This is a genomic window from Streptomyces sp. NPDC047028, assembly GCF_040644095.1.
GTDB lineage: Bacteria > Actinomycetota > Actinomycetes > Streptomycetales > Streptomycetaceae > Streptomyces.
Genome location: NZ_JBEYVS010000073.1, coordinates 1 through 21,512, shown reverse-complemented (window position 1 = coordinate 21,512; position 21,512 = coordinate 1). Strand labels below are relative to the sequence as shown.

The following is a 21,512-nucleotide window of genomic DNA, read 5'->3' as shown; positions in this document are numbered from 1 at the left end:
CCCGGAGAACCGGGCGGCCACTCCTTCGAAGCCACTGATGGCAAGGACCCATAAGCCACACCCGGCCCTCCCGGGCCGCCTAACAACTTACGGAGTTCCCATGAATCTGCGACGGCTACCCAGGCCCGTTGCTTCCCTCGCGGCCGTAGTGTCGGTCCTGGCCCTGGCCGTCGGCTGCTCCTCGGCCGGGGGATCCTCCGCAGGCGGGAGCGGCAAGATCAATCTGGTGGCCTATTCGACGCCGCAGGAGGTCTACGAGGAACTGATCCCCGAGTTCGCCAAGACCGAGGCGGGCAAGGGCGTGAAGGTCAGCACGTCCTTCGGCGCCTCGGGCGCGCAGAGCCGGGCCGTCGTGGCGGGCCAGCCCGCCGATGTCGTCGAGTTCTCCCTGGAGACCGACCTCACCCGTCTCGTTGACGAGGGTCTGGTGTCCAAGGACTGGAACAAGAACGAGTACAACGGCATGCTGACGGACTCGGTTGTGGTGTTCATCGTCCGCAAGGACAACCCGAAGAACATCCGCTCCTGGTCCGACCTGACCAAGCCGGGCGTGAAGGTCGTCACGCCCAACCCGTTCAGCTCCGGCAGCGCCCGCTGGAACCTGATGGCCGCCTACGGCGCCGCACTCAAGCAGCGCAAGAGCCCCGACGAGGCCCTCGCCTTCGTCAAGTCGGTGCTGAAGAACACCGTCGCCCAGCCCGAGAGCGGCTCCAAGGCCACCGCAGCCTTCACCTCCGGCACCGGGGACGTGCTCATCAGCTACGAGAACGAGGCGCTGGAGGCCCAGCGTGCCAAGCAGGACGTCGACTACGTCATCCCGGACCAGACGCTGCTGATCGAGAACCCGGTCGCCGCCCTGTCCAAGTCCGCCAACGCCGAACAGGCCAAGGCGTTCGTGAAGTACCTCTACACCGAACAGGCGCAGAAGACCTTCGCCGAACACGGCTACCGGCCCGTGGTGAAGAGCGTCCTGGACGAGAAGAAGTTCCCCACTCCGAAGCAACTGTTCACCATCCGCGACCTCGGCGGCTGGCCCAAGGTCGCCAAGGAGTTCTTCGACACCAAGACCGGCTCCATCACGAAGATCGAGAACGAGTTGGGGGTCAGCGGTGGCTGAGTCCGCCACGCTGACACCGGCCCGTCGCCCAGCCGCCACCCGGCGGCTGGGCGCCCGGCTGCTGCCCGGCGCCCCGTTGCTGTACCTGTCGGTGCTGGTGGGCCTGCCGATCGCGGCGCTCGCCGCCCGCGCCTCCGAGGCCGACGTCTGGGAGGCCGTCACCGCTCCGCAGGCCCGCTCCGCCCTCACCCTCACCATCAGCATGGCCCTGCTCGCCGCCGGCGTGAACCTGGTGACGGGCATCCTCATCGCCTGGGTCCTGGTCCGCGACGACTTCCCCGGCAAGCGCCTGGTCAACGCGGTCATCGACCTGCCGTTCGCGCTGCCCACCATCGTCGCCGGCCTGGTCCTGCTCTCTCTGTACGGCCCCGGAAGCCCGATCGGCGTCGACGTCGCCCAGACCCGTGCGGCGATCCTGCTGGCGCTGCTGTTCGTGACGCTGCCCTTCGTCGTGCGCTCCGTCCAGCCGGTCCTGCTGGTCCTGGAGCGCGAGGTGGAGGAGGCCGCCGCCTGCCTCGGCGCCACCCCGCTGCAGACGTTCCGCCGGCTCATCCTCCCGGCGATCCTCCCGGCCGCCCTCACCGGCGCCGGTCTCGCCTTCGCCCGCGGGCTCGGGGAGTTCGGCGCCATCGTGCTGATCTCCGGCAACCTCCCCTTCAAGACCCAGGTCGCCTCCGTCTTCATCGCCGGCCAGGTCGAGTCCGGCGCCACCCCCGCCGCCGCGGCCGTGAGTCTCACCCTCCTCGCCCTCGCCCTGCTGGTCCTGGGCGGCCTGTCCTGGCTCACCCGTCGCATCGGAGCACGCCGTGGCTAGACACCTGTTGCGCTACGGTGCCCTCGCCTACCTGGCCGCCCTCCTCCTCGTCCCGGTCGGCATGATCGGATACCGCACCTTCGAGCACGGCCTGGCACCGGTCTGGGAGGCGCTGAGCAGCGAACCCGCCCGGCACGCCCTGTGGATGTCACTGCTGGTCACCGTGATCAGCGTGCCGGTGAACGTCATGTTCGGCGTGGTCACGGGCCTGCTGCTGGCCCGGCGCCGGATGCCCCTGCGCGGGCTGGTCAACCTCCTCATCGACCTGCCCTTCGCGATGTCCCCCGTGGTCATCGGCCTCGCGCTGTTCGTCCTCTACGGTCGCGGCGGCTGGATCGGCGACTGGCTCGTGGCCCACGGGCTTCAGGTCCTGTTCGCGCTGCCCGGCATGGTCCTGGCCACCGTCTTCGTCAGCCTGCCCTTCGTCGTGCGCGAGGTCGTGCCCGTACTGGAGGAACTGGGCACTGAGCAGGAACAGGCCGCGGAGATGCTCGGCTCCGGGCCGCTGCGCACGTTCTTCTCCATCACCCTGCCCGCCCTGCGCTGGGCCCTCGTCTACGGCGTCGTCCTCAGCTCGGCCCGCGCGCTCGGCGAGTACGGGGCGGTCAGCATCGTCTCCGGCAACGTCGTCGGCCAGACCCAGACCCTGCCGCTGTACGTCGAGGAACGCTTCCGCAACTTCGACACCACCGGCTCCTACAGCGCCGGATTCCTGCTGGCGGCCATCTCGCTGGCCATCCTCGCCGCCATGTCCCTCCTCAACCGCCGCAAGGAACACCGATGAGCATCGAGGCCCGCAACGTCTCCAAGAGGTTCAACGACTTCCAGGCCCTGACCGACGTCAGCGTCCACATCGAACCCGGCCGCCTCACCGCACTGCTCGGACCCAGCGGCGGCGGCAAGTCCACACTGCTGCGCATCATCGCCGGACTGGAGACACCCGACTCCGGGACCATCCACATCGACGGCACCGACACGACCTATGTGCCCGCGCGGCACCGCGGCATCGGCTTCGTCTTCCAGCACTACGCCCCCTTCACCCACATGACGGTGTGGGACAACGTCGCCTTCGGGCTGAAGGTCGCCCACGCCCCGAAGGACCGGATCCGGGAGCGTGTCGGCGAACTCCTCGACCTCGTCGGCCTCGCGGGCCTGGCCAAGCGCTACCCGTCCCAGATCTCCGGGGGACAGCGCCAGCGCATGGCGCTCGCCCGCGCACTCGCCGTCGAGCCCCGGCTGCTTCTCCTCGACGAGCCCTTCGGCGCCCTCGACGTCAAGATCCGCCAGCAGCTGCGTGCCTGGCTGCGCGACCTGCACGACCAGCTCCACGCCACCACGGTCTTCGTCACCCACGACCAGGAGGAGGCGATGGAGCTCGCCGACGAGATCGTGGTCATCAACGGCGGCCGGGTCGAGCAGTCCGGCACACCCGGCGACCTCTACGACCGCCCCGCAAACGACTTCGTCATGTCTTTCCTCGGCCCCACCACCCGCCTCGGCGGCACCCTGACCCGCCCGCACGACATCGAGATCCTGCACGACCGCACCGACGGCGCCCACGAGGGCATGGTGGAGCGCACGGTGGACCTCGGGTTCCAGAACCGTGTCGACGTCACCCTCACCGACGGCACCACGGCGACCGTGCAGGTCACCCGGGCCGAGGCGCAGCAGCTGGACATCACGCCCGGGGACGTGGTCTTTCTGCGCTCACTGGGGCCCGGGAGCCGCGGGGAGGACGCTCCCGTCCTCGCCTCGGTGGCGAAGGAGCCCGGTCCGGCAGCGGGCGCGTGACCTGAGCGTCCCGTACTGAAGGACTGGCGCCCGTCGCACGGATCCGGCGCAGGCCGGTCCGTACCGCCGCTGATCCACCGCGCCCCATAATGGAGCCATGCGCATCTCCGCCAAGACCGACTACGCGATCCGTGCCGCCGTGGAGCTGGCGTCCCGCTCCCCGGCCGGGGAACTGGTCAAGGCGGAGACGGTCGCCGAGGCGCAGAAGATCCCGTTGCGCTTCCTGCTGACCATCCTCAGCGAGCTGCGCCACTCCGGTCTCGTCGAGAGCCGCCGCGGCCAGGACGGCGGCTACCGCCTGGCCCGTCCGGCGGCGACGATCGCCGTCGCCGACGTCATCCGTGCCATCGACGGCCCCCTCGCGAACGTGGCGGGCACCCGCCCGGAGGCCCTGGAGCTGTCGGGCTCCGCGGAGCCGCTGCGCGAAGTGTGGATCTCCCTGCGCAGCAGCATCCGGGCCGTGCTGGAGCACGTCACCCTGGCGGACGTCGTCGCCCGGGACCTCCCGGGCGACGTGACAGCCATGGCCGAGAAGCCGGACGCCTGGTTGCCCCGCTGACGGACCGCACCCAGGAGTGCCTCACGCGTCCGGAACGTACTTGTAGCCGACCCGGCGGACGGTGATGATCCGGTGCCGGTGGGCCGTACCCAGCTTGCGGCGCAGTCGGGCGACGTGGACGTCGACCGTGCGGCCGTCGCCGATGTGCTCGTGTCCCCACACGGACCGGACCAGCTGCTCCCGGGAGTGCACCTGGCCGGGACGGTCCACCAGACGGGCCAGGAGGCCGAACTCCAGGTAGGTGAGGTCGAGTTCGTGACCGTCCAGCAGGGCGACGTGCCGACTGGTGTCGATGCGGACCGGGCCGCCGGCGGGGTGTTCGCCGCCGTCCGGCAGGGGTGCGGGTGCGGGCAGTTCGTCGAGCGCCACGGCCCGGATGTGCGGGCGTAGTCCCGTGCGCGCGAAGACCGCGGCGGGATCGGTGTCCGCAGGCAGCAGGACCAGGTAGGCGGCCAGCGGCGGCGTACCGTCCTGTGCGGAAGGAGTAGTCGGCTCCGGTGCGATGCGCAGGCGGGGAGCGGACGGCTCGGAGAGCAGGGAAGTGGGGGAGGGCAGCGCCATGGTCATGGCGGGTGTCCGTTTCTGAGTGGGGTCGGCTCGGCAGAGGGCCCCAAGGGGCCCGCACGTAGGTCACGTGAACGGAGGGATGGAACCGCCGGCGTGTCAGAAACAGCGGCAGACCGCGCTGGCCACGCGACGGAAGTCGACGTGCCGACGGCGAACGAGCGGCTGCTGTGTGCGGGACATGAGGCCATGGTCCCGGTGAAGGAGCCCGCCCGTCAATGCATTTCCTAGAAAAACGATAGGGATAGTGAACAATGCGTCGGGGCGCGGCGTGGTCGCCGCCCGCCGTGCGGGATACTGTCCCCATGCGGATCTCGGCCAGAGCGGACTACGCGGTGCGAGCCGCCCTGCAGCTCGCCGCAGCACCCGACGCCGGGCCGCTGAAGGCGGAGACCATCGCGGACGCGCAGGAGATCCCGCACAAGTTCCTCGAAAGCATCCTGGGGGACATGCGTCGGGGTGGCCTCGTGCTGAGCCAGCGCGGCGTCAACGGCGGCTACCGGCTGGCCAGGCCGGCGGAGTCCATCAGCATCGCGGACGTCATCCGCGTCGTGGACGGACCCTTGGTGTCGGTGCAGGGGGTGCGTCCGCCCGACCTGTCGTACACCGGCCCCGCCGCGTCACTTCTCCCCCTATGGATCGCACTACGGGCCAACGTCCGGCAGATCCTGGACGGCGTGTCCCTCGCCGATGTCGTCTCGGGCGGACTGCCCTCCGATGTCATGGCGCTCACGGAGGCCCCGGCCGCCTGGACAAATCCGTAGAGGCCGGCCGCCCGTTCGCCTCTCAGGACGGGCATGTCCACGTGGCGGGCGCCCTCTTGCTCACGGCGGGAAGCAACCGCAAGCTAATCCCTACTAAGTGCATAGGAAAAATAGGGAATGGGGGGTGGGGTGGTGGGGACACCGGAGTTCTGGATGCGTGTGGCCCGTGAACTCGGGGACGATCTCGCGGCGGACGCGCTCGACCGCGACCGGGCGGGCAAGCAGCCGTATGACGAGGTGGCGCGGTTGCGCGATTCCGGCCTGCCGACCGTCCTCGCGCCGCCCGACGCGGCTGGCGGCGGGACGGACGCCGGGATGGACTGGGGCGATGCCTGCGCCATCGTCCGCCGGATCGCGGCCGCGGACGGCTCGATGGGTGAACTCCTCGGCCGACACCACGTGCTGTCCTGGAGCGCCCGGTTCTTCGCCGCCCCGGAACGGGTGAGCGAACTGGAAGCCCGCGCCGTGCGCGGACAATGGCTGTGGGCCGGCGACACGGGTACGACCAGCGCGGACGAGCCCTCCCACCTCGACGACGGTGCCTGCCTCGTCCTCACCCCCGCCGTCGGAGGCTTCCGCCTCAACGGACACCGGACCCTGCCCACGGCGGTCGACGTGGCCGACCGGCTCGTCCTCGACGCGGTCTCCACGAGTACCGGCGAGACCCTGGTCGTCCTGGTCGACCCGCACCACCCGGGCGTCGGCCGCGCCCCGTTGCCCGACCGGCTGGGCCAGCGGCTCGCCGGGGCGGGCACGGTCCACTTCGATGACGTGGCGATCGGCGCGGACGACCTGCTGGGGACCGCCGCGCGCGACGAGGACGCGGTTGCGCCCTTTGCCACCGTCGCGCCGCTCGCGCTGCGGCTCATGCTTTCCCACGTCGCCCTGGGGGTGGCCGAGGGAGCGCTTACGGAGGCGCGGGACCACAGTCGTGCGGCGTCCCACACCCGCCCCAGGGGCAGCGCGGAGAACCTTCTCGCACCGGCTCCCGGCGTGGACGCCGATCTGCTGCTGGCCTTCGGAGAACTGGCATTGGCCGTCCACAGCGCGTCGGCCGTTGTCGGCCGCGCAACGGCTGCCATGGCGGAAACCCTGCGCGCGGGCCGAGCGCTGGACGCGGAACAGTGCGCGGACACCGCCGCCCTGGTGGCGGTCGCTGAAGCCGTCACCGTCAGGGCGGCCCTGGTCACCGGAGAGGGGGTTCTGCAAATCGCCGATGCCGACGGGATCGACAGGTTCTGGCGCAACATCCGGGTCCTGGCAGGCCGTGGGCCCGCCGGCCCTGCCCTGCGTGCGATCGGCGACCACTTCCTGTACGGCGAGGGCGCCACGTCGGCGCGATGGACATGAGGCCGGGCGCCCGCGGCGTGGGGGGTCCGACACACCGCTCGGCTTGCCGGACCGGTCACCGTCCTGGCAGCCTGCACTCATGTCGACCAGCAGGCGCTTCTTCGCCAGGCACCACGTGGACCTCGTCCGCGTGGCCAGCGCCCTGTGTCACAGCGGCCGTTTCTGACGGCCGCGCCCAGGTGTTCCGAGGCGCGGCATCTCCACGCCCTCGACCCGTCTCGACACCTCCAGGGAACCCCCATGCCCACCCTGCCGTCCCCCGTCACCCGCCCGTCCGTCCGCACGCCCCCCGCCACGCCGTTCACCTCCGTCCAACTCGGTGACCTCGTCGCTCGGTTCGCGGAGCAGCGAGGTCTCTGGCTCCCGCACGTGCGCTTCGAGAGTCCCGACCGCTACTACACACGCCTGGAGCACTCCGAATCGCACGAGGTGTGGCTCCTGAGCTGGCTGCCAGGTCAGGGCACCGACATCCACGGCCACGGCGGGTCCCGAGGCGCGTTCACCGTGGTACGCGGCGAACTGACCGAAAGCGTCTTCCCTCCGACGGCCCACCGGCGCCATCCGAAGCCACGGAAGCTGCTCACCGGTACGGCGCGCACCTTCGGGCCCCGCTACATCCACCAGGTCACCAACGAGGCCGTGGCGCCGGCCGTCAGCATCCACGCGTACTCCCCGCCGCTCTCCACCATGTCCTACTACCGTCAACTGCATGACGGACGTCTCGTGACCGACCCATGACGGACGTCTCGTGACCGACCGGGTCGAAGGAGTGGACGAATGAGCGGCATCGACCGTCATCTCGCCGAGGTGCGTGCTGGGCTGGACCGCCTCGCACCGGCGGACGCTTACCGGGCCGTGCGGGAGCGGGCCGCGCTCCTCTTCGACACGCGGCCCGCCGGGACCCGCCGGGCGGAGGGAGGGGTCCCCGGTGCCCTCGTCATCGAGCGCAACCACCTGGAATGGCGCTGCGACCCGACGAGTGAGGGTGCCCTGCCCCAGGCCACGAGCACCGGCATCCGCTGGATCGTGTTCTGCGACGAGGGCTACGCCTCGTCGCCGGCCGCCGCGTCCCTCCGGGCCGTCGGCCTGCCCCTCGCCACCGACCTGATCGCGGCTACCGCGCCTGGCGCGCTGCCGGATTGCCGGTGACCTCGCCGGAACCGGAGCACGACTGAGTGAGGGGCTGGGGGCCGCCCGGCACGTCCCACGTCACTCCGACCGGACATCGAGGTCGAGAGGGCTGCCGCTGTGGCCCCATCCGGGAGTACCCCCGGGGGGACAAGTCGGTGCCGTCACGCATGTCGAGACCCTCGACGCGGCCAGAGCGTGTACCGCACAAGCGGGTCGCCGGTCCACCCGCCAGAATAGAGGTGGCAGCGTATGAACGGGCGCTACTTCATCAGGAGTTGCAATGCTCCGTACAAGCTCCCGCAACACGATCTCAGGCTGTGATACGGAATGCGGTCCGCGCTTGACGGGCAGCCGTACGCACTGCTGAATGAGGGGCATGACCACACGGGAACGCCTGATCTCGCGGGACCACATCGACTTCGGCCGGGTGTGGTCCGCCGCGTGTCGCGCCTGACTCGGCAGTGCACCGTCCCGCCAGCCCTTTCCCCTGCCCGGTGATCATTGCGGGCCGACCTTCGTAACTTCGCCCGCCGCGCCGCGGCACCGTTTGGCACGACGACCCGGAGTCGCCGCGCGCGTAGCCACAGGTCGCCGCTCTGACAACCACGGTTCCGCACGCGCAGTGGACCGTTCCGTCACGCCACGCACGACGTCGTTCGGAAGGGCCCCACCTGCGCCCGTGGAGTTCCTCGGCACCGCCGCCACCGACGCGGCTTCGCAACAACATCCCGTTCCGACCCCGTCTTCGACAAGGACTACACGCTCCGCCCCGCCCGGCACACGATGACCAGTACCACGCGGACCGGGGCCGCTGCCAGGAACGCTCACGCGTGAGCGGCATCTCCCGGTCCACACCCCGGTGCGGCGTGCGTTCCCCCGCCGCCCGCGGACCCCGCCCGACCTGACGTCACCCCTCGCCACCGAACTACCCCACCCACCCGGTACTCCTGGAAGGTTCACTCACCATGGCCACCGTCCTGTCCGTCTCCGGAAGCCCCTCCGCAATCTCCCGCACCGCTCGGCTGCTGCGCCACTTGGACGAGCGGCTCGTCGCGCAGGGACACGAGGTCATCACCTTGGACGTCCGCACCCTCCCCGCCGACGCGCTGTTCGGCGCCGACTTCAGTCACCCGGCGATCGTCGAGGCCACCGCTCTGTTCGACCGGGCGGACGGGGTAGTGATCGGCACCCCCGTCTACAAGGCCGCCTACTCCGGGCTGCTCAAGTCGCTGCTCGACCTGCTCCCGCAGTACGCGCTGGCGGGCAAGACCGTTCTTCCCCTGGCCACTGGCGGCAGCATCGCCCACGTGCTGGCCATCGACTACGCCCTGCGCCCCGTACTGAGCTCCATGGGCGCCGCGCACATCGTCCCCGGCTGGTTCACGCTCGACAAGGACATCACCGCGGCCGACGACGGGACACTGACCCTCACGCCGAGCGCGGCCGAGCCCCTGGCGCAGGTGACGGACCTGTTCTCCGCCGCGCTGGGCGGCCGCACCACGCTGCTGGCGGCCACCGGATGAGCGCCGTGGCGTGTTCGCCGGGCCCGTCCCCGTCCCCCCACACCACTCCGGGTGACTCCCGGACCCGAGGTCCAGACATCATCCGTCAGAATTCCCCCACCGACGGCGACAACCGCCGCAGCGGCGATGGTCGTCATGGCACCCGCCACGGCGTCCGACCGAGACCGGCCGCTCACCTGTTGCCTGCCGAGCCGCTCACCATCGCTTTCTCCCGTACGCCCGTGTTGCAAGGTCGTGAAGCGCGCCGTGGAAGCCTTGACCAGCCCATGACCGGGTGGCGATGCTCCCGTACATGACCGCGACGACTCCACTCGTTACGCGGCTCCACGTCGACCTGGGGCACGTTGCCTCGGCGACGTGTCGGCGCCGCTGACGACCACGTGCCTCGTGCCCGGCCCCACCGGCCGAGGCCCGCCTCGTCCCATCTCCCGTGCCGGCGCACACTCACTCGAGCACTTCCGAAGCGGCGTTCCTGTGCGCCGATCTCGTCCCGATCGAAAAAAAGACAAGGCCCACCCAGCTGAAGGGACCACTTCCATGACCTCCACCGTGTCCGCAACGACCGCTCCGAGTGTCACCGCTCTCAGTGTCGAGAAGGTCGGCGGCCATATCGGCGCCATCGTCTCCGGCGTCCGCCTCGGCGGAGACCTGGACGAGGCGACCGTGGCCGCGATCCGCGCCGCGATCCTCGAACACAAGGTCGTCTTCTTCCGTGACCAGGACCATCTGGACGCCGACGGCCACGAGGCGTTCGCTCGCCGTCTCGGTACCCCGGTCGCCCATCCGACCGTGCCTTCCGTGGACGGCCGTTACGCTCTCGGCATCGACAACGACCACGGCGGCCGGGCCAATCAGTGGCACACCGACGTCACCTTCGTCCCTGCCTACCCGGCCTTCTCCATCCTCCGCGCCGAGGTCGTCCCGCCCTACGGAGGCAACACCCTGTGGGCGAACACGGCCGCCGCCTACGCCGGACTCCCCGAGCCCCTCAAGGTCCTCGCCGACAGCCTGCGCGGCGTGCACACCAACGACTTCGACTACGCAGCCGTACGCCCCGAGGCCCCCTCCGAGGCCCTGGAACAGCATCGCAAGGTCTTCACGTCGACCAGGTTCCGCACCGAGCACCCCGTAGTACGCGTCCACCCCGAGACCGGTGAACGCACCTTGATCCTCGGCAACTTCCTGCAGAAGCTCACCGGCTTCAGCGGCACCGATTCCCGTGCGCTGGCCGGCGTGCTCCAGTCGCACGTAGAGCGCCCGGAGAACACCGTGCGCTGGCAATGGCGGGCGGGCGACGTCGCCATCTGGGACAACCGCGCGACCCAGCACTACGGCGTGGACGACTCCGACGACCACGCACGCACCCTGCGCCGCGTCACTATCGACGGCGACGTCCCGGTCGGCGCGGACGGCCGCCGCTCGGTGCTGCTCTCCCCGGATACAGTGCCGGAGCCAGCGCACGGCATCGCCTCCGGCGCCTCGACGGACGGAGATGTCGCGCTGGCGTGATCCGTCGACCGGTCCACGGTTCTCTCAGGCTGACCGGTGGCCGCGGTGGAACCGCCCGGTGCCGACCCGGATCCGGCGTCCGAACCGGACGGGGGAGTGTCCGGTTCGGACGCGCTCTTGACGCGACGGTGGAGCAGCCGCACGCTCCGGAGCCGTATCCCCAATGAACCTGCGCCTACGCCGCATGTAATGACAGCGTCGGGCTCGTGCTTGATGGCGACGTCGTCAGCGGGACCAGTTCACCGCGCGGTCGCGGCCTGCAGGACGGCGGCGGGGCCCGCTGGGGCGGAACGGCCCCGACTCCTTCGACATCCGCCGCGATACCGCCCCACCAACTCGGCTTCGGACAGGGCGCCCCGGCTGTGCCCTCTGACAGGGCATCACCTGGATGGTCGCGCAGGTCATGCCATGTGAGAGGCGGAGCGGGCGTTCAGTCAAGGCAAGCGCCCCACCCAAGCTCTCCTCCGCCTCGCCAGACGCCGAGCCGACGTGTTCTTAGCAATGTTCCGCGACGGCACACCTTCTGCGAACCCCGACCTGCCCCGTCAGCTTGACCAAACCCATAGGGGGTACCCCCGGTCCGACCGCCCGGACCCGGTGCCAGCCCCTTCACGGGCGGCTGGAATGATGGCCACCGCCATGAATGTCCCGGTACGGGCTGCCGCCGATCTGAGACTGCTGAGGGCCGCGGTGTTCTCAGCAGTCTGCGTGGCGCTGTCCGCGAGCGGCCACGCGCTGGCGTCGGGTACGGGGATGCCGTTGTGGTCCCTGGTGGCGGGCTGGGCCGGGGTGCTCGGTGTGGTGGGGCCGCTGGCCGGACGGGAACGTTCGCTGCCCGGTATCGCGCTCAGCCTGCTGGCAGGTGAGACCGGTCTGCACCTGCTCTTCTGCATCGGCCAGAGCCCGGTGCGGCCCGCCCCGGACGACCGCTCCGCCACGGTGGTGGCCGTCGCCGAGCGGTTGCTGTGCGATCCGCAGGCCGCGCACCTGACCCCCCGGGCGGCGGCGCTGATCGTACGGCAGTCGGGGCTCGATCCCACCGGTGTCCTGTCCGGCCCGCACGGCTCACCGGGCATGAGTGGGACGGGGATGGCCGGCATGACTGGTCATGGTGGGCTCGTCATGATGCTGGGGTCGATGCTCACGCCGCCGATGATCGCCGCGCATGTGGCCGCCGCTCTTGTGACCGGCTGGCTGCTGCGCCGGTGTGAGATCGCCCTGTGGAAGGCCGTCCAGCTCCCCGTGGTGACCGCCGAACACCTGGCCCGGCGTGCCCGGCTGCGTCTGTTGAGCGGCCTGCTGATCGCACGGGTTCAGAAACGGGTGGCCGGGCAGTTGCGACGGCTTTCGGCGGCACGCGCCGTGCACCGCCGGAGGGGTGACGGCTGTGCGTGGCAGCGCCAGTCAGCGATCTTGTGGACACGCCTCGCGCGCCGAGGGCCGCCCGTGGTGGCCGTGGCGGCCTGAATCCCCCCTCCGTGCCGGTTCCCGCGCACGGGGAGGGCGAAGGGCTGCCCGGCCACAGGCGAGAACGCATGCGACCGCGCCGGCGCCGGTCGACGACGTGCCGGGCGCCGAGAGCGCCGGGTACCCCGGGTGACCAGCCCCGGCATGCTCATGTCCTGCCGGTACGGCATGACCCAGGCGGGCCCCGACGCGGCCTGCCCGGCTTCCTGTCGTACAGATTCGGTGTCCAGCCGATCACTCGGTGAGCGTGCCTCTCGCCCCCTTCTCCTGTCCCGCATACGCGGCACCGGCTCGCCGGAGCCGACGTATGCCCCATAGCTTCCTGCTCAGGAGCCCTTCCATGCGCAGCTCCTCCGCGCGCCGCATCAGTGGCGTCGCGGCCTTCGTCACCGCGCCCGGGTTCGCCCTGCCGGCCTGTTCGGGCCCGTCCAGCGGTGGGACGGCGGCCACCGTCGTCTCCGGATCCGGCGCCCATGCCACGTCTGGTGTGGACTCTCCGGATCCGCCGGACGTCAAGCCCTCACTGACCCCCACCGACCAGAACGGTCACCGCTACGACCTGGTCAAGCAGACCGCGGGTCGTCGGACCCGGTGGTACTTCGGCTACACCCATTGGCCGGACGTGTGCCCGACCACGATGGCAGACATCGCCCTGGCCGCCCACCGGCTGCCCGCCGCCGGGCGGCACAGGCTCCGGATGTTCTTCGTCAGCACCGACCCGGACCGGGACACACCGGGGTCCCTCAAGCAGTGGCTCGGTGCGATCCATCCCGACTTCACCGGCCTGACGGGCGACTTCAGCGCTGTGCGGCGCGCGGCGCGGAGCCCGGGTGTGGGGATCTCCCGGCCCGTCAGGCACAAGGACGGCAGCGAGACCGTCAGCCACCGCGCCGAGGCGATCGTCTTCTCACCCCGGGACGACGAGGCGCACTTCTTCTACACCGTCGGTACGTCTGAGCGACGTTATGCCGCCGACCTGTCCAAGTTCATCAAGGGAGAGACGCCGTGATGCGCTCCATCGTTCGTTTCCGTTCCCGTGTCCAGGTCCGTGGCCGCATCGCCACCGGTGCCGTCGTCACCGCACTCCTGCTCGGCGTCACGGCGGTCACCGGCTGCTCGTCGTCCGCGGCGTCCTCACCTTCGGCCTCGTCGACAGGGTCGGGGGCGGTGGCCTACGACGAGCCGGTCCTCAAGGTCACGGACGCCTACGTCCGGCAGCCGCCCACGGCCGGCATGGCCGCGGCCTATCTCACCGTCACCAACACCGGTCGGCTGCAGGGCCGCCTCATCGGCGTGACCAGTGACATGGCCGGCAGCGTGTCGATGAACCGCACTACGGCGTCGCACCAGATGGTTTCGGTGACGTCGTTGACCATCCCCGCCCGTGGCCGACTGGTGCTGCGCTCCGGCGGGGATCACCTGATGCTGACGGGCCTGAGGAAGAAGCCGACGGCCGGCGAGACGGTGACCTTGCGTCTGCGGTTCGCCGCTTCCGGCACGATCACCGTCCGGGCCCCGGTCGAACCGATGACGTATCAGCCGAGGAACTGACCGTGGCGAGGGCCGGTCCCCACCGCGCGCGCCTCCTAGGTCCGCCGGCCCTCGTCGTTCCCGAACCTCCCGAGGAACCGGAGAAGGGCTCGAAGGACATGCCAGACAACACAGCACGGCGGCACGGCCGTCCGGGAACCTCCCGTAGACGGCTCCTGAGCCGGCCGGCGCCGCAGGTGCGGCGGGTTACGCAGCCGGGGCATCCGGCCGCACCACCGTCCGCGCCGCAACGCCCCATCCCACCGCAGGCCATCGGTCGGATCCCCGTGGACGCCGGGCTGGCGTTCGTCGCCTGGCAGGTGGACCCGGGGGCGTTCGTCGAGGTGTGGAACAGACTCGCCGGTTCCGGCCGTCCTGCCCGCCTCACCCGCCACGAGTCCACCGCCGTCTTCGCAGTCCCGGAAGGCGCCGCGTCGGACGCGTACGTCGGCCGGCGCCTGCTGGAGGGATGACATGTACGACACGCAGCACATGAACGGCATGAACATGAACATGCATGCGCACATGACCGGGCCGATGTGGATGCCCACGGCGCCGCCGACCCTGGGGCGTCTGCTGGCCTGGCATCCGCAGCCGCTGCCGGTGGAGCCCCTGGCATGCCTGCTGGCACTGGTCGCCTATGGCCTGGCGGTCTGGCGGCTATGGCGGCGCGGTGACTCCTGGCCGCTCGCCCGGTCCGTGCTGTGGGCCGCCGGCGTGGTCAGCGTCGCCGCGGTGACCTGCACCGGCGTGGGCGGCTATGGCATGGAGATGTTCAGCGTGCACATGGTGCAGCACATGGTGCTGTCCATGCTCTCGCCGATCCTCCTGCTGCTCGGCGCACCGGCCACGCTGGCGCTGCGTGCCCTGCCCGCGGCCGGGCACGGCCGCATCGGCCCCCGGGAGGTGATCACCTGGTTCCTGCACAGTCGCCTGGCCCGGGTGGTCTCCTCCCCGCTGTTCACCCTGCCGCTGTTCATCGCCAGTCTGTACGGCCTGTACTTCACCCCGCTGTTCGACCTCCTCATGCGCAGCTGGCTGGGTCACGAGTGGATGCTCGCCCACTTCCTGGCGACCGGGCTGCTGTTCTTCTGGCCCATCATGGGCGTCGATCCGGCACCCCGTCGGCCCTCGCACGTGCTGCGGATGCTGGAACTGTTCATCGGCATGCCGTTCCACGCCTTCTTCGGCATCGCCGTGATGATGTCCAGCGGCCTGATCGCCGGCTACTTCGCCCATCCCCCGGCCGGCTGGCACCTCAGCCCGCTCGCCGACCAGAACATGGGCGGCGGCATCGCCTGGGCCTTCAGCGAGATCCCCACCGTGCTGGTGCTGATCGCACTGCTCGTCCAGTGGGCTGCCAGCGACCGCCGCACCGCCGCCCGCACCGACCGCCAGGCCGACCGCGACAACGACGCGGAGCTGGCCGCCTACAACGCCTACCTCGCCCGGCTCGCCACCCGCGACCGGCCGGCATGAGTGCCCCGCGCCATCGGTGCCCGCCATCTGTGCGCGGGTACCGAATACGCGCAGGCCCTGGATGGCTGGTCACATCACGGCGGGCATGCGGACCGTGGCCGTGACCATTACGGCCTGCTGAGGCGGACGCCGAGCGGGCAGCGTGGCGTCAGGACGGCCGCCGGACGGCTCACTGCGGCGACCGCACCAGCCGACGTCCGTGACGTCGCGGCACCTCCGCCCCCCAGGTGTCGTCACCGGCACCGCGCCGGCGTACGCCCCCGACACATGCGGAGCCGGAAGCCTTGCCCGGAGATCGGCCCAGTCCCGCCGGAGCGACTCCGACAGTGGCGGCCATTCCCTCACGCAATGTCCGCACAGCCGTCCCGCATGTCCGTGTTCTCCCCTCGGGCGCGGTACGTCACGCTACGCGCGGCCACTTCAGCCTGAGGCTCAGTCCGGCGAGATGCGGCCGGCTGCGCTGTTCACGGAGAACCGGCTCGCTGGTTCCGTGGCGCCACCAGGTCAGTGCTGTCGCCCAGCGACGACGCGGTTGATCGGAGTCGCCGTGTCGACGGCGCCGTCCGGTCCCGCGCCGGGGCCGATCAGTGGGTCGCGAAGTCCATCAGTGCCAGACCCCAGGGCGCGAAGACCACTGGAAGCGACATGAGCCAGCCCATCCTCCAGGAGGTCCTGGACCCGACGAAGACGCAGAACAGCGCCATCAGGACCGTGTAGATCAGGAAGGCGTATGCGATGACGACTGCACCCGAACCCACCGTGCCTCCTCGTGAGATCTGTCTGCCGTGTGGATGACGACGGAGTCCCGCCGCCCCCCGACGCCCATATGTGAACACGTTCAAATGCTCCCAGGTCAAGCGGGGCGGAAGACGGCGATCGGAACCCGCCGCCGACGAGGGGGGTCACAGAACCGTGCGTGGCGCCGGGTTCGACGCGATGCTCGGGGTGATTTGACGCGATGCTCGGGGTGAGTGGGGATGCGGGCCAAGAGTTCGAGAGAGGCTCGCCGTACATGGCCCTCCTCGCCCGGTGCGCATGTCCTTCGTCGCACCGTCGCTCCAGGGCGGGGCGAGTCCGATGGTGACGGCGACCTCCCCGGGCAGCCCGCCGTGCTTGGCGGCGGCTGAGGTCACGCCCGCGAAACCGCGACTGGACGGTCCGGTAACGCCGGCAGTGCGGGGGCGCTGGCGATGACATCAGGCGATGACCGATGATGATGGATATGGACGCATACGAGCTCGAGGCTCTCATCGAGCAGGCCGCTCACACTGACACCGCGGCCCGGGCGGAGGCGGCGGTCGAGCTGGCTGCCGTGGTGACGGGGCGATCAGACGGTCCTGCGGTGGGGGCATTGATCGAACTGACCCGCGACGCTGAGACGGACGTCCGGGACCGGGCCGTGTTCGCGCTGGGCGCCCTGGCCGCGGTGGACGGTCCGGGGGTGCGGCAGGCCCTGTGGGCGCGCGTGGACGACCCGGACGAGGAGACCCGCGAGGAGGCAGTGCGCGGTCTGGCTGTACGCCGCGACCCACGCTCCGTACCACTGCTCGGACAGCTCCTCGCAGCGGACAGCGCGCACCTCCACACGTTCCAGGCCGCTGCCGTACTGGCCGAGGCGACACTGTTGCCGGCCCTGCGCGCGTTCGATCCCAGGGACCCAGGTGTCACCGAGGCGTTGACCGCTTGCGATCCACAGTTGCGTGCGCGCCGCGACCGGGACTCGGACGCCCTTCTGGAAGCTGTTTACGAGCTCCTGCCGGACACAGACGCGGCGCTGTACGCACACCGGATGGAGGCGGCGCTGACACTGGCCCTGACCGCGCACGACAGCACTCTTGCCTGGAACGCGGACCGGCTCCTCGAACGCGCGGATGGGGATCCCGAGCGGGCCGCTGCGCTGGTCGCGGACGATATCGGAGCCCGGTCGCCGATGGACGGCACAGCCGCCGCGTGACGGCGTGGGAGAACGATGGTGCCCCCGTCCAGCGACCTGTACGGGGGCACCATCGTTCTCCCACATGCGGTGGCTAGTACTGCAACGGTCTTTTACATGACGGTGGGGCAGTTTCTGGTGGTGTGTGGCCGCGCCGTTTGTAGTGGCTGGTGCGGGCTTGGTGTTGTCTGTGGCGGCGCCAGTTGGACCAGTGCAGGACGTGGTCGATGCTCGGTCGGGGCCGGGTGAGCCGACTGATCAGCCGTCGGAGTTCGGGCGGGGTGAGGGGTATGAGCTGGGAGGATCCGTTTCTGCTTTCCCGGTGTCCAGCTCGCGGGCCCGCAGGACGGTGAGGCAGGCGTGGGCGGCCATGGCCAGGGTGATGTGCCGGTGCCAGCCGTCGTAGCGGCGGACCTGGTAGTCGTCCAGCCCGCATTCCTGCTTGGCGGTCTGGAAGCATTCCTCGACCGCCCAACGGCTGCCGGCGACGTGGATCAGGTCGTCGAGTGTGGTGCCGGCGGGGCAGTAGGCGATGTAGTAGGAGATCTCCTCGGGCCGGCGGACGCTGCGGCGGGCGATGACCCAGTGCCGGCGGTCGGGCCGGTGCCAGGGCCGGACCTCGACGCGGGCCCAGTCGAACACGCGAGGGCCGTGAGCGCCGTTGCCGCAGGACCGGCGTTTCCACTTCTGGCGGGGCAGATCGTGGAACAGGTCGTGGACGGGGTGGTCGATGGCCCAGCGGGTGACGACGGTGTCGTGCCGGGTGGTGGCCATGACGTGAAAGACGTCGGCCTGCTCGAGTCCGTGCCGCCAGCCCTTGCTGTAGCCGTAGGCGGCGTCCGCGGTCACCCACCGGAACGGGATGTTCTCCGCGATCGCGCGGCGGACCATCGCCTTCGCCATGGCGACCTTGGTCTCGAACACGATCTCATCAGCGATACCAGCCCCGCGGCACCGCTCGCGGTCATCGGTCCACGACGTGGGCAGATACAGCCTGCGGTCGATCAGCGTGCGGCCGCGACCAGTGGCATAGCCGAGAAACACGCCGATCTGGCAGTTCTCGGTCCGTCCAGCGGTGCCGGAGTACTGCCGCTGAACCCCCGCCGAGCGCACCCCCTTCTTGAGGAAGCCGGTGTCATCGACGATCAGGACGGCATTCGGGTCGCCGAGGTGCTCAACCACGTAATCGCGCACGTCGTCCAGGACCTCGTCCGCGTCCCACTCGATCCGGTTCAGCAACCGATGGATCCGGTCCGGACCGGCATGACCGGCCTCCTCCGCAAGCGTCCAGCCGTTCTTCCGCTCCAACGGAGCGACCAGCCCCCGCATATATGCCAGCGCCGACTCACGCGGCTCGGTCCTGGCGAACCAATGCAGGAACCGCTCATGCAGCTCGACCAGCCCCGCCGACCACTCCCGGGCACCCGCCCGCACACTCTCCCACCCCATGACCAGCACAACGCACCAGCCGTCCCACCGTCACGCAAAAGACCGTTGCAGTACTAGTAGTGCTTCGTTAGGTTCTGGGCTGTCTGCGGCGGCTTCGCGGGTTGGGTAGAGGTCGTCCGCAGGTGGTGCATGCACCGGCCCAGCACCTCAGCAGGTCCTGGAGGAGGTCGAGGACCTGGTAGAGGGTCAGGCCGGCGTGCGGACTTTTGGGTCGAGCCGCCGGAGGGTGAGGAAGGCTTGTGCGGCGGTGACGAGGGTGACGTGGTGGTGCCAGCCGCGCCAGGTGCGGCCCTCGAAGTGGTCCAGCCCGAGGCCGTGCTTGAGTTCGCGGTAGTCGTGCTCGATCCGCCAGCGCATCTTCGCCCACCGCACCAGGTCGGCGACCGGGGTGGTGACGGGCAGGTTCGATATCCAGTAACCGGTCGGAGTGTCCTGGCCGTCCGGCCATTCGACCAGAAGCGTCTGGGCGGGCAGGACACCGTCCCAACGGTTGCGCCCGCCGCCCGCTTCCTGGGCCGCGGCCAGGGACTGCTTGCCCGCAGGCCGGATGGTCAGGACCGCGAACCGTGAGGTCATCGCGCCTTTGCTGCCCCGGCGCCAGGTCACCTCGGTGAACCGGCCGGCACCGACCTCGGCCGCGAGGACCGAGACGGCTCGGGGTGCAGTGCGATAGCGGGGCAGCGTCGGCGGGCCGAGCCCGCCGTAAGCGGGCTGGTGCGGCTCGGCGTCCTGCGGGTGGGCGACTTCCTTCCCGGTCAGCGCCAGGACATAGGCCAGCCCGCGCTGTTCGAGACCGAGCCGGAAGGGGGTGCTGACGCCGTAGCCGGCGTCGGCGACCACGACCGGCGCCTTCATCTGCCAGGCGGCGAGCGTGTCGAGCAGGCCGAGCGCAAGGCGTCACTTCTCCTGGTGCACCACCTCGTCGGGGACTCCTGCCCTGCGGCATCGGTCCGGCTCGTCCGTCCACTCACGCGGCAGATACAACTGCCAGTTCAGCGGGCAGGACGCGGTGTCGGTGGCGGCATGGACGCTGACCGCGACCTGGCAGTTCGCCCGTTTGCCGACCGCCCCGCAGTACTGGCGGGCCACCCCGACCGAAGCGGTGCCGCACTTGGGGAACGACACATCGTCCACCACCCACACCTCAGGTGTGATCATCTCGGACAGCCGCTCGGCGATCCGCCGCCTGACCGGCAGCGGATCCCACGGCGACTGGTTCACGAACTGCTGCAGGGCCTGCGTGTTGCCGTCCGGCAGCCGCTCGGCCATCGGCTGGATGGACTTCCGACGGCCGTCCAGCATCAGACCCCGCAGATAACACTCGCCCCACCGCCGCTGATCCCGCCGCGGCACCGAGGCGAACACATCGGCAACGAACTCCGCCAACTCACCCCGGAGCCGTTCCACCTCCCCCAGCCTCATACCGGAGAAGATGCCCACCACCAGGGAAGATCACACAACGTAACGAAGCACTACTAGGGGGCTACGTCGTCATGTACGAGGACAACCCCACCGAGTACGCGAGCGCATCGCGGTACTACCGGGGCGGAGAGATAGTCCACGGCGTTTCGCGCTTCGCCACCGAAGACGAGGGGGCGGGGGACGACGGTTCGTCCGCCCCAACCGAATCCTGAACATGCTTGGCAGTCCCCGTCACCGCGCCTACGGCGACGGCGGGGTTCTCCGGCCTTCGAGCGCCGCTCCGGAAGTGGTTTGACGAGACACGTCGTGGAGGTAGCGGTAGGTCCGCGGTCGCAGCCGCATCGTGCTCGCGGTTTGCGATGCTGGTCAGCGGCATGGTTTCAACTGCTCGACGCGGCTAACGAACTCCGACCATGCAGTGGGCTCAAAGGCGAGCACTGGGATGGATGTGGCCTTGGAGTCGCGGAGGCAGACCGCGGGTACGGGGCCGAGGATCAACGCTACTTCGACGCAGTCGAGCCCTGCCGAGTCGCAGTAGCTGGACCTGGTCCATTGCAGGGGCCTCATGGTTCCTCCACTTGGCTGCCGACCTGGCAGTGCACTTGTCGTTCGACGTCGATCACGTAGTGCCGTAGCCGTCGGGCCGGTGGATCGGGAGCGCCGAGACGCCGAGGTCTCGTCGCATGGTCTGCCTTACCTCGTACAAGCCCTCCGAGGCGCGTTCCAATCTGTCCCTGATGTCTTCCAAGGGCTCCTCAGTCGCGATCTCCTGCTCGTACTGGCCGAGTAAGGCGTGGATGCGATGCAGTTGATGCACGATGTTGCTCGCGACAACAAGCACATCATCGCTGATCACCATCTGCGCCTCGGCGTATACGTCGCGCAGGATGCGGCGAGGTTCTTGCCGCTCTTGGCCCTGTTGAGGATTCGCCTGCCCAGAAGCGAGAGCGAGGTAATCTCTCGACAGCACGGAGTGGAACTGCCGTAGACGCTGGTTGAACGCCGCGTAGGAGGCTTGAACCGCCCCGGGTTCGTTAGAGATCTCAGTTGGTGGCTGTGAGCTGGGGTTTCGTGGTTGCTCGGTAGTAGTTGGCTTCGTATTCGACGGGC

Annotated in this window: 22 protein-coding genes and 1 pseudogene; 17 read left to right on the top strand and 6 right to left on the bottom strand. The window is 70.0% G+C overall.

Going from position 1 to position 21,512, the window contains the following annotated elements:
• Positions 1–100: 100 nt before the first annotated feature.
• The 5 genes from ABZ854_RS35290 to ABZ854_RS35270 all read left to right on the top strand — a co-directional run bounded on the left by ABZ854_RS35290 (position 101) and on the right by ABZ854_RS35270 (position 4,281).
• The gene (locus tag ABZ854_RS35290) at positions 101–1,117 is read left to right on the top strand and encodes a sulfate ABC transporter substrate-binding protein (protein WP_361219603.1); all 1,017 of its coding nucleotides are present in this window, start codon (positions 101–103) and stop codon (positions 1,115–1,117) included.
• A complete protein-coding gene (gene cysT / locus ABZ854_RS35285) occupies positions 1,110–1,931 on the top strand; it encodes a sulfate ABC transporter permease subunit CysT (RefSeq protein WP_361219600.1) in 822 nt (273 codons plus the stop codon). Before ABZ854_RS35290 ends, cysT begins: the two co-directional genes overlap by 8 nt.
• A complete protein-coding gene (locus tag ABZ854_RS35280; protein ID WP_361219597.1) occupies positions 1,924–2,715 on the top strand; it encodes a sulfate ABC transporter permease subunit in 792 nt (263 codons plus the stop codon). Before cysT ends, ABZ854_RS35280 begins: the two co-directional genes overlap by 8 nt.
• Positions 2,712–3,722: a sulfate ABC transporter ATP-binding protein gene (gene cysA, locus ABZ854_RS35275; protein WP_361219594.1), complete on the top strand. Its 1,011-nt coding sequence runs from the start codon at positions 2,712–2,714 to the stop codon at positions 3,720–3,722. Before ABZ854_RS35280 ends, cysA begins: the two co-directional genes overlap by 4 nt.
• A gap of 97 nt (positions 3,723–3,819) precedes the next feature.
• Complete coding sequence (locus ABZ854_RS35270; RefSeq protein ID WP_361219591.1) at positions 3,820–4,281, top strand: Rrf2 family transcriptional regulator; 462 nt, start codon at positions 3,820–3,822, stop codon at positions 4,279–4,281.
• 21 nt (positions 4,282–4,302) lie between these two features.
• On the opposite strand, the gene ABZ854_RS35265 is transcribed toward ABZ854_RS35270, so the two are convergent.
• Entirely contained in the window at positions 4,303–4,848 is a 546-nt protein-coding gene (locus tag ABZ854_RS35265) for a winged helix-turn-helix domain-containing protein (RefSeq protein ID WP_361219589.1), read from the bottom strand.
• Positions 4,849–5,150: 302 nt separating this feature from the next.
• On the opposite strand from ABZ854_RS35265, the gene ABZ854_RS35260 reads away from it, so the two are divergent.
• From ABZ854_RS35260 to ABZ854_RS35210, 11 genes are all read left to right on the top strand, one after another.
• Positions 5,151–5,609 carry an Rrf2 family transcriptional regulator gene (locus ABZ854_RS35260; RefSeq protein ID WP_361219587.1) on the top strand — a complete coding sequence of 153 codons (459 nt, stop codon included), beginning with the start codon at positions 5,151–5,153 and terminating at the stop codon, positions 5,607–5,609.
• Positions 5,610–5,762: 153 nt separating this feature from the next.
• Complete coding sequence (locus tag ABZ854_RS35255; protein ID WP_361219584.1) at positions 5,763–6,959, top strand: acyl-CoA dehydrogenase; 1,197 nt, start codon at positions 5,763–5,765, stop codon at positions 6,957–6,959.
• A gap of 240 nt (positions 6,960–7,199) precedes the next feature.
• Positions 7,200–7,697 (top strand): cysteine dioxygenase family protein, encoded by a 498-nt coding sequence (locus ABZ854_RS35250; RefSeq protein WP_361219581.1) that lies wholly within the window; start codon positions 7,200–7,202, stop codon positions 7,695–7,697.
• Positions 7,698–7,736: 39 nt separating this feature from the next.
• Positions 7,737–8,108, top strand: a complete 372-nt coding sequence (locus ABZ854_RS35245; protein ID WP_361219578.1) for a sulfurtransferase — start codon at positions 7,737–7,739, stop codon at positions 8,106–8,108.
• Positions 8,109–9,055: 947 nt separating this feature from the next.
• Positions 9,056–9,613 (top strand): NADPH-dependent FMN reductase, encoded by a 558-nt coding sequence (gene ssuE, locus ABZ854_RS35240; protein ID WP_361219575.1) that lies wholly within the window; start codon positions 9,056–9,058, stop codon positions 9,611–9,613.
• A gap of 537 nt (positions 9,614–10,150) precedes the next feature.
• On the top strand, positions 10,151–11,122 hold the full coding sequence (locus tag ABZ854_RS35235; protein WP_361219572.1) for a TauD/TfdA family dioxygenase: 972 nt from the start codon (positions 10,151–10,153) through the stop codon (positions 11,120–11,122).
• A 639-nt stretch (positions 11,123–11,761) separates the two neighbouring features.
• Positions 11,762–12,589: a hypothetical protein gene (locus ABZ854_RS35230; protein WP_361219569.1), complete on the top strand. Its 828-nt coding sequence runs from the start codon at positions 11,762–11,764 to the stop codon at positions 12,587–12,589.
• A 340-nt stretch (positions 12,590–12,929) separates the two neighbouring features.
• Complete coding sequence (locus tag ABZ854_RS35225; RefSeq protein ID WP_361219566.1) at positions 12,930–13,598, top strand: SCO family protein; 669 nt, start codon at positions 12,930–12,932, stop codon at positions 13,596–13,598.
• A complete protein-coding gene (locus tag ABZ854_RS35220) occupies positions 13,598–14,140 on the top strand; it encodes a copper chaperone PCu(A)C (protein ID WP_361219563.1) in 543 nt (180 codons plus the stop codon). Before ABZ854_RS35225 ends, ABZ854_RS35220 begins: the two co-directional genes overlap by 1 nt.
• A gap of 266 nt (positions 14,141–14,406) precedes the next feature.
• Positions 14,407–14,592: a hypothetical protein gene (locus ABZ854_RS35215; RefSeq protein WP_361219560.1), complete on the top strand. Its 186-nt coding sequence runs from the start codon at positions 14,407–14,409 to the stop codon at positions 14,590–14,592.
• Between the two features lie 28 nt (positions 14,593–14,620).
• The gene (locus ABZ854_RS35210; protein ID WP_361219606.1) at positions 14,621–15,598 is read left to right on the top strand and encodes a cytochrome c oxidase assembly protein; all 978 of its coding nucleotides are present in this window, start codon (positions 14,621–14,623) and stop codon (positions 15,596–15,598) included.
• Positions 15,599–16,182: 584 nt separating this feature from the next.
• On the opposite strand, the gene ABZ854_RS35205 is transcribed toward ABZ854_RS35210, so the two are convergent.
• Positions 16,183–16,356, bottom strand: coding sequence for a hypothetical protein (locus ABZ854_RS35205; RefSeq protein ID WP_361219557.1), 174 nt, complete (start codon positions 16,354–16,356; stop codon positions 16,183–16,185).
• A 464-nt stretch (positions 16,357–16,820) separates the two neighbouring features.
• Here ABZ854_RS35205 and ABZ854_RS35200 point away from each other — a divergent pair, with 464 nt between their 5' ends.
• Positions 16,821–17,552, top strand: coding sequence for a HEAT repeat domain-containing protein (locus ABZ854_RS35200; protein WP_361219554.1), 732 nt, complete (start codon positions 16,821–16,823; stop codon positions 17,550–17,552).
• A 237-nt stretch (positions 17,553–17,789) separates the two neighbouring features.
• Here ABZ854_RS35200 and ABZ854_RS35195 read toward each other — a convergent pair whose 3' ends face one another.
• From ABZ854_RS35195 to ABZ854_RS35180, 4 genes and pseudogenes are all read right to left on the bottom strand, one after another.
• Positions 17,790–18,980 (bottom strand): IS701 family transposase, encoded by a 1,191-nt coding sequence (locus tag ABZ854_RS35195; protein ID WP_361219552.1) that lies wholly within the window; start codon positions 18,978–18,980, stop codon positions 17,790–17,792.
• Positions 18,981–19,166: 186 nt separating this feature from the next.
• Positions 19,167–20,402, bottom strand: a pseudogene (locus tag ABZ854_RS35190) (IS701 family transposase).
• 366 nt (positions 20,403–20,768) lie between these two features.
• Complete coding sequence (locus ABZ854_RS35185) at positions 20,769–20,969, bottom strand: DUF397 domain-containing protein (protein ID WP_361219549.1); 201 nt, start codon at positions 20,967–20,969, stop codon at positions 20,769–20,771.
• Positions 20,970–21,021: 52 nt separating this feature from the next.
• Positions 21,022–21,512: hypothetical protein (locus tag ABZ854_RS35180; protein WP_361219546.1), on the bottom strand; the 491-nt coding region annotated here is incomplete at its 5' end.